Source organism: Nitrospirota bacterium, from assembly GCA_020851375.1.
Taxonomy (GTDB): Bacteria; Nitrospirota; 9FT-COMBO-42-15; order HDB-SIOI813; family HDB-SIOI813; genus RBG-16-43-11.
This window is the reverse complement of record JADZCV010000040.1, coordinates 23,599-30,548: the sequence shown is the minus strand read 5'-3', so window position 1 is coordinate 30,548 and position 6,950 is coordinate 23,599. Positions and strand designations below refer to the sequence as shown.

Annotated in this window: 6 protein-coding genes, 1 tRNA gene and 2 riboswitches; all 7 genes read right to left on the bottom strand. The window is 44.4% G+C overall.

The window, feature by feature from the left end; all coding sequences use genetic code 11:
* Positions 1 to 136 precede the first annotated feature (136 nt).
* The 7 genes from IT393_07865 to IT393_07835 all read right to left on the bottom strand — a co-directional run bounded on the left by IT393_07865 (position 137) and on the right by IT393_07835 (position 6,888).
* On the bottom strand, positions 137 to 1,060 hold the full coding sequence (locus IT393_07865; GenBank protein ID MCC7202557.1) for a cobalamin-binding protein: 924 nt from the start codon (positions 1,058 to 1,060) through the stop codon (positions 137 to 139).
* 95 nt (positions 1,061 to 1,155) lie between these two features.
* A riboswitch (cobalamin riboswitch) is annotated at positions 1,156 to 1,349 on the bottom strand.
* 52 nt (positions 1,350 to 1,401) lie between these two features.
* Complete coding sequence (locus IT393_07860; protein MCC7202556.1) at positions 1,402 to 2,007, bottom strand: hypothetical protein; 606 nt, start codon at positions 2,005 to 2,007, stop codon at positions 1,402 to 1,404.
* A gap of 81 nt (positions 2,008 to 2,088) precedes the next feature.
* A riboswitch (cyclic di-GMP riboswitch) is annotated at positions 2,089 to 2,167 on the bottom strand.
* A gap of 42 nt (positions 2,168 to 2,209) precedes the next feature.
* Entirely contained in the window at positions 2,210 to 2,761 is a 552-nt protein-coding gene (locus tag IT393_07855; protein ID MCC7202555.1) for a hypothetical protein, read from the bottom strand.
* A gap of 28 nt (positions 2,762 to 2,789) precedes the next feature.
* Positions 2,790 to 2,865, bottom strand: a tRNA-Asn gene (locus tag IT393_07850).
* Between the two features lie 93 nt (positions 2,866 to 2,958).
* The gene (locus tag IT393_07845; protein ID MCC7202554.1) at positions 2,959 to 3,549 is read right to left on the bottom strand and encodes a GTPase domain-containing protein; all 591 of its coding nucleotides are present in this window, start codon (positions 3,547 to 3,549) and stop codon (positions 2,959 to 2,961) included.
* 28 nt (positions 3,550 to 3,577) lie between these two features.
* On the bottom strand, positions 3,578 to 5,854 hold the full coding sequence (locus tag IT393_07840) for a pyruvate synthase (GenBank protein ID MCC7202553.1): 2,277 nt from the start codon (positions 5,852 to 5,854) through the stop codon (positions 3,578 to 3,580).
* 11 nt (positions 5,855 to 5,865) lie between these two features.
* Positions 5,866 to 6,888: a 2-oxoacid:acceptor oxidoreductase family protein gene (locus IT393_07835; GenBank protein ID MCC7202552.1), complete on the bottom strand. Its 1,023-nt coding sequence runs from the start codon at positions 6,886 to 6,888 to the stop codon at positions 5,866 to 5,868.
* Between the last annotated feature and the right edge of the window lie 62 nt (positions 6,889 to 6,950).

Here is a 6,950-nt window from a genome sequence, read left to right as displayed (position 1 = left end):
TCCACAAACCACGGCTCCTGCAACCCGAGAACTTGTCTGTACAGGTCGGTATCTCGCATCGGTATCCCCTCCTTGGGGACCTATCATACAAGACTTACCGACCCACGACAATTCCGGAAGGACCTAATTTAATAACCTATTTTCTTCCTGCCCTCGGATTGTTATTGATATAATCATAAATCAGCTCAAGCCCGTCAATAATCCTCGGTCCTGGCCGGCTTACGATATCAGGATTTATTGGAAATACCTTCCTGTCTCTTATTGCTGAAATTCCTCCCCACCTTTTGCCCCAGTCGTTTATCTGTTCTGTAAGATCATATGGCGCGATGATTATCTCAGGGTCTTTAGATATAATTTCCTCGATGTCAACGCGCGGGTAGCGGATGGGTGAATCTGAAAATATATTTATCCCGCCTGCTGTCAGGATAAGATCATGAATAAAACTGCCGGGACCTGCTGATATAATGGGGTCCGCACTCACAAGGTACATTACCCTCTTTTGCCTGCTTCCGGGTCTGCTCATTTTGATTGAATCAATTCTCCGGTTAAGTGAGGCTACCCTTTCCCTGGCAAGGCTGCTCCGGCCGGTAACATTTCCTATAGCAAGGATGTCACCTATCACATCGCTAATGTTATGAGGATTTAAGATATAGGTCTTTATATTCATCCGCTCAAGTTCGTCAACTATTTCAGGTTTGTTTCCCTCAGTTGTGGCGAACACTATATCAGGTTTGAGAGAGATGATCTTCTCAATGCCAGGACTTATAAGCCAGCCTATTTTGGGTTTCAGTTTTGCTTCTTCAGGATAGTCACAGAAATCCGTTACACCTGCAATCCTGTTGTCTAATTGCAGGGAAAAGAGTATCTCGGTTATACTTGGCGCGAGAGAGACGATGCGCTCAGGTGTTTTCTTGAGCTCGATCTTTCTGCCGATACCGTCTGTGAAAGTCTCAGCGCAAATATTTCCGGGAAAATATAAAATGAAGGATAAAAGCAGAAGGACAAATAAGCAAAGCCATCTCGAATTAACAGGTGTGCTGACAAATTTTACGGTGTCCATAAAAAAAATCCCCAAAGCCGGATATAACGGCCCTGAGGATTGCACCCTGATTCTTCACCCTGAAGGCTAAAATATACAACCTCTCTTCCGGAGGTTACCATTTCTATTGTTCAGGCAGGTCTTCTGGTTTATGGATTAACCTACTTACTGAACCTTCCCGGGCTAAATGACCCAGTGGTATTTCTCAGTGTTCGTCCCCATTCACAGCGGCGGGACCACCCCTGATTTACACAGGGTTCCCTCTTGGCTCAGATATTTCTCTGAGCGCACCTGAATTATGATCTTACTTATAATCCAGGTTGGAGTCAGTGTCAAGCGATATTTTTAACAGTGTGTGAATCTCAAAAGGAGACTCTTAAATGAAAGCCTATGGAGTCACTGCTAAATGTCATATATGGGACAACAGTATCACTCCCTGCATAGACCCTGTAACCATTGAGTACTGATTGAGTGATGGCTGCTGCGAGAATTGCATCTTTGCTGATTCCAGTCTCCCTATGGAGAATATTTGGATCGGAATCAGGATTGTCTTCATTGAAGTAGAATGCATAAACTGAGTACCAGAGAAAATCAGTTCCACTGAAAAACAGAAGCGCCCTGTTGTATGTTGTTGGTGCTTTGCGGAACTTGTAAAGGGCATATTCGAAGCTCATATTTGCACCAATTTCACCGCCAAGGGCAAAGGATGGATAAGCATCATCATCAATCCTCTTTGTTGATGTATAGCCAAGGAATAGATTGTTTTTACGTTTGCTCATAAATGAAACTGAAATTCCCTCTGCACCAACCGAACTACCTACTATGGCATGTCCATATTCATGAACAGTCAGATTTGTGGCGAAAGCACTGCCAATCTGAACAATGTCTTTCACTTCTGCTTCATATGCCTTTACAGGCTGTGCGGCCATAAGGGTAATCATTATGATGATACTCAGAAAGACGTTCATTTTCCCCTCCTGGCCGAAGTGGGGGGAATAAAAAAAGCCCATTACCACCAGATTGGTAATGGGCTTTAAACCATCATCCACTTCGGCATCCCCGCTGCCCCCTTACATAGGGCCGGTGGCTTTGCGTCCTACTGTTACCAGTAGTTTGCTATTATCGGTGGTAGCAATTATATGTGTCTTATGATTCTAATTTATCACACATTTAATATCTGTCAAACTCATAAGTTGAGTAACCGTACAGGGCCTCTGAATTGGCCATTTCAATAAAACTCTCAAATGTAGCTTCTGATTCAAAATACAGAATCCTGCCTGATGCATCAGCATACGTTACAGCGCCGGCCTTATCAATTATCTTATTGGTTACAGGGTCCCTGGAAAAACGGACAGTCTGGTTGCCCCTGAAATTGAAGGCATATCCATCGCCGGTAGCATAATAAGTCCTGCCATCAATAACAATGGCGCTTTGTTGTTTCCCTGCATAGCGATTAGTTACCATATTAACTTCATCTGAATTGACCTTCTTTAACCACATCTCTGCAGGAACCTCTTTTATAGCATTGATTGAGTTATTATTTTTAAGTGATTCAAGACGCTCATTTGCGTAATAATTCTGTCTGACAGATTCCAGCAATGAAATAGTACTTGACACTGCTGCCGGCCCTGCAGCATAACTGTATACTGTAAGACTCAGCGATGCGGCAACAGAAGTTAAAATTGATATATGAATGATGCGGAAAAGATTGGGTACCTTCATAAGACCCCTCCATGGTTACAGCAAAAAATGGCTCCCCGGGCAGGGCTCGAACCTGCGACCTAGCGGTTAACAGCCGCTCGCTCCGCCTATTGAGCTACCGGGGATTACCGATTAAAACCTGCATATTATATCTGACTGTTTATAATTAAGTCAATTGTTTTATGACTGGAGGTATCAGCAGGAAGATATCAGGCTGACTATTCAATATTTTCTTTTATCTTTGAAATTACCTGTCTAGTAATTTCCTTCAGGGTCTCAAACACCCCTTCACCATTCAGGGCTACGGCCTCAAAATAAGGGGCTCTCCTGAAGTTGACTATCCTTTCCATCTCCTCAATTGGGAGGATGTTCGGAAGGTCTCTCTTGTTATGCTGAAATACGATCGGAATGTGGGCTGCATCAATTCCCTGTTCAAACAGATTCCTTTTCAGGCTGTCAATGCTCTCAATATTTGCATCCATTCTCTCTATCTGTGAGTCAGCCACAAATACAATGCCATCCACCCCCTTCAGGATGAGCTTACGGCTATCATCATAGAATATCTGGCCAGGAACAGTATGTAAATGAAATTTCAGTGTAAAGCCTTTTAGTGTCCCAAGGTAGATCGGAAGAAAATCAAAAAAAAGTGTGTGTTCAGTCTCAGGTGATACAGATATTAATTTACCCTTGCTCTCAGGATTTGTATTGTTATATATGTATCTTATGTTGGCCGTTTTACCGCACAGACCTGGTCCGTAGTAAACGACCTTACAGTTTATTTCACGCGTCGAGTGATGGATATTCGGCATATTAAGGATTAATTTGTCCAGGTCATTATCACAATAACGGATGAGCTGCCATTGCCTTGAGTCTTTCCCATCTCCTGTCTACTTCTTTCTGCAGGGTTTCAACGACCCCCTTGTATTCTGGCTTAATAAGATGTTTTGTCTTGCCCATAAGTTTGAGCCACTCTGTTACAGGCGCTTTCCTGCCTTTATCTTCAGGGTTATAGCTTATTGATGTAATTCCGTGTTCTATCTCATATAATGGGAAAAAGCAACAGTCGGTTGCAGCCTGTATTATTTCAAGGCCGATCTTTTCCTCGCTCTTCCATTCAAGAGGACATGCAATAAGTATCTTTCCGTAAACAAGCCCCTCGTTCTTTGCATAGTACTGGGCCTTTGTGGCCTTTTTTATAAGGTCTCTGTATTGGGTTGCTATACCGGTAAACACATATGGAATATGACAGGCTGCCATGATTTGTGCAGTGTCTTTATGCTGCAGCTTGTTTCCTGACTGATACGGCCCGACATGAGATGTTGATGTAGCATGGCCAAGAGGAGTGGAGAATGATAGTTGAGCCCCTGTGTTCATGTAGCCCTGATTATCATATTCAAGGATTATCATGTTGTGATTTCTAAGGGCCGTGCCAATCGCATGTCCCATGCCAATATCCATTCCACCATCACCTGTTATCATTACAAATGTTATATCTTCGGATGCAGGTATTTCACCGCGGCGCTGTCTCTCTTTAAATCCTTCTACCACACCTGATAATGTTGTGGCGCCGCTTTGAAACAGGTTATGAATGTAAGTTACGTTATGAGACGAATAAGGATAGCCCGTGGTAACCACCATTGCACAGCCTGTGTGGTAAAGCACGACAACATCTCCCTGAATGCCCTTAAAGAATGTATCAAGTCCTGGAAAAATCCCGCAGCCTGAGCATGCTGAATGACCCTGGGCAATCCTTTTAGGCACCTCATTCAGCGGCCTTGCGCTTACACCTTTTATATCGAATGCCCCTGTGGACTCATCCCTCGATACCTTTAAAATTCCCGGGGTCATCTCCTCCCGTGACAAGGGTTTCTGAACCTGTCCGGGTATAAAACTCAGGTCGCCAGGTGTAGCCCCAACATATTCAAAAGGTACGCTGACCTTGCCTTTATTGGCGACACCAACGGCCTCCCGAATCATGTCAACTGCATCTTCAATATAAAATTCTTTTCCTCCCAGACCGTATATACGGCTGATTATAAGGGTCTTGTTCTCAGGATCATCTTTAAGTGCGGCCTTTATCTCTATGCTCATATTACCGCCCCAGCCTCCAAATGATTCCTGTCTGTCCGCGACACAGAGCGCCTTGACCTTCTTCATGCACGCTCTTATTTCCCTTGCAGGAAATGGTCTTATGACATTGGGCATCATCACTCCAACCTTAAGGCCTTCTGCCCGGAGCCTGTCAACTGCCTCTTTCGAAGTCTCATAGGCAGAGTTCAGAATGACCAGTGCGACTTCAGCATCATCCATCATATAGGTATCAAGCAGACCATATCTGCGTCCGCTTATACGGCCGTATTCCTCGAATACTTCATCCAGGTGGTTATATGCCGCTTCCATGGCCATAGACTGCTGTTTCTTGTTGTTAATAAGATCCGGATCATTCATGTATGGCCCGATAGTAACAGGATTCTTTGGATCTATTGAAGTGTATTTGGGAGGATGAAAGCCCACGAAGTCCTGTATAACCTGCTTATCTTCAAAATATTGAACACGGCGCTTCTGGTGACTCGTAAAGAAACCGTCATATGCGACTATCACAGGTAGACGGACATCTTCAATCTCGCCGATTTTAACACCTATGAAGTTCATGTCATAAGCCGCCTGAGGGTCTTTTGCCATAAGAATAATCCATCCGCAATTGAGGGCCATCATAACGTCGCTATGATCACCCCTTATGTCAAGAGGCCCTGATACAGAGCGCATAACCAGGTCGAGCAGCATTGGATATCTTGTGCCGGACTGGACCGGAAGCTGTTCCATTGAATATAAAAGTCCCTGAGCGGATGTTGCATTAAAGACCCTTGCTCCTGTTGTAGATGCCCCATAACAGATAGCAGCAGCACCATGTTCGCCTTCACCCGGTATAAGGAGGATATCGTGTTCACCCTCGGCCTTCATTTCATCCAGGTTTTCAGCAATCTCGGTTGACGGAGTAATCGGGTAATAACCCATGATGTGGAAATTGATCTGACTTGCTGCTATGGAAGCCATTTCATTGCCACTCAGGAATCCTGTAATCTGTTTGGCCCCCTTTTTTACTTCTGCCCCCATAAAATCCTCCTTTACTTCACCTTTCTGAATAAATGCGGAACATTTATTTCATCTATGTTGTATGCACTCTCTTTACCAATTGTAAGGGCCTTTGGTTTACATATCCATACACACTGCAGGCACCCCTTACAGTAGTTGTAGTCAATCCCCTTAAGGAATACCGCCTCCTTGCCGGTTTTGGTTAATCCTTTTTCCCAGACAAAGCAATAGTCAGGGCATGCAAAGTCACATTCACCGCAATGCGTACAGGTCTCAAGGTCCAGTACCGGTATAAATCCCATGCGCGAAGGGCTAAGGTCTTTCTGACGCGTGATTCCGGCGCTTACGACAACCCCGCCTATAGGCTGGTTTAAATACCCGAGCCGTGATGGATTCCGTACATATGGCTGATACGGATATCTGTCATCCGGTGCAAAGTACTCCATTTTTACCTCGTTAAATCCCCTGTCAAAGGCCTTCAGATTGCCAGCCACAGTCTGCGGATATTTCTTACCGAAAACATTTTTGATTGCATCCTTAAGTGCATCCGGATTAAAAAAGCCGCTTGCCTTGCAAATGGCGCCAAGCATCGGAATATTTACCCTGCTCTTTTCTTCAAGGGCTATGTTCAGCGCATCAATACACCCGACATAACCACCATGTAATTTCAGGAATTCCCTGGCCTGCGTTGTAGTTCTCGTTGTGTTCAACAGCACTGTTGAATCAGGCTCAACGCCCTGAAGTACCGGAACAGTCTTAACCAGGGCCTCGTGAAATATTGCTACGATATGGGGATTTTCAATGGGGCTGTTTGACCTTATTGGAGTATCAGGATCACAAAATCTTACATGTGCCTTAACCGGAGCGCCCTTCTTTTCAGAACCATAGGATGAAAAATTAGAGCCGTTCAGGCCCATGCCAAGCACACCAGCCTCGGCCATTATTTTACCTGCAACATTTGCGCCGAGACCTCCTATGCTTTCCATCCTGATTTCAAACATACCCTCCTTGTGCTTTTTGGGTATGATAACCTGTCCTGTCTTCACCGTGCTCATCGGTATTCTCCTAATTAATTAGACTGTTATAGAGTGTGTTTTACTAATATAAACCGGTTTGA

Excerpts from the sequence above, each read along its gene's own strand:
- IT393_07865 (MCC7202557.1), bottom strand. The coding sequence starts at position 1,060 with ATGGACACCGTAAAATTTGTCAGCACACCTGTTAATTCGAGATGGCTT.
- IT393_07860 (MCC7202556.1), bottom strand. The coding sequence starts at position 2,007 with ATGAACGTCTTTCTGAGTATCATCATAATGATTACCCTTATGGCCGCA.
- IT393_07855 (MCC7202555.1), bottom strand. The coding sequence starts at position 2,761 with ATGAAGGTACCCAATCTTTTCCGCATCATTCATATATCAATTTTAACT.
- IT393_07845 (MCC7202554.1), bottom strand. The coding sequence starts at position 3,549 with ATGCCGAATATCCATCACTCGACGCGTGAAATAAACTGTAAGGTCGTT.
- IT393_07840 (MCC7202553.1), bottom strand. The coding sequence starts at position 5,854 with ATGGGGGCAGAAGTAAAAAAGGGGGCCAAACAGATTACAGGATTCCTG.
- IT393_07835 (MCC7202552.1), bottom strand. The coding sequence starts at position 6,888 with ATGAGCACGGTGAAGACAGGACAGGTTATCATACCCAAAAAGCACAAG.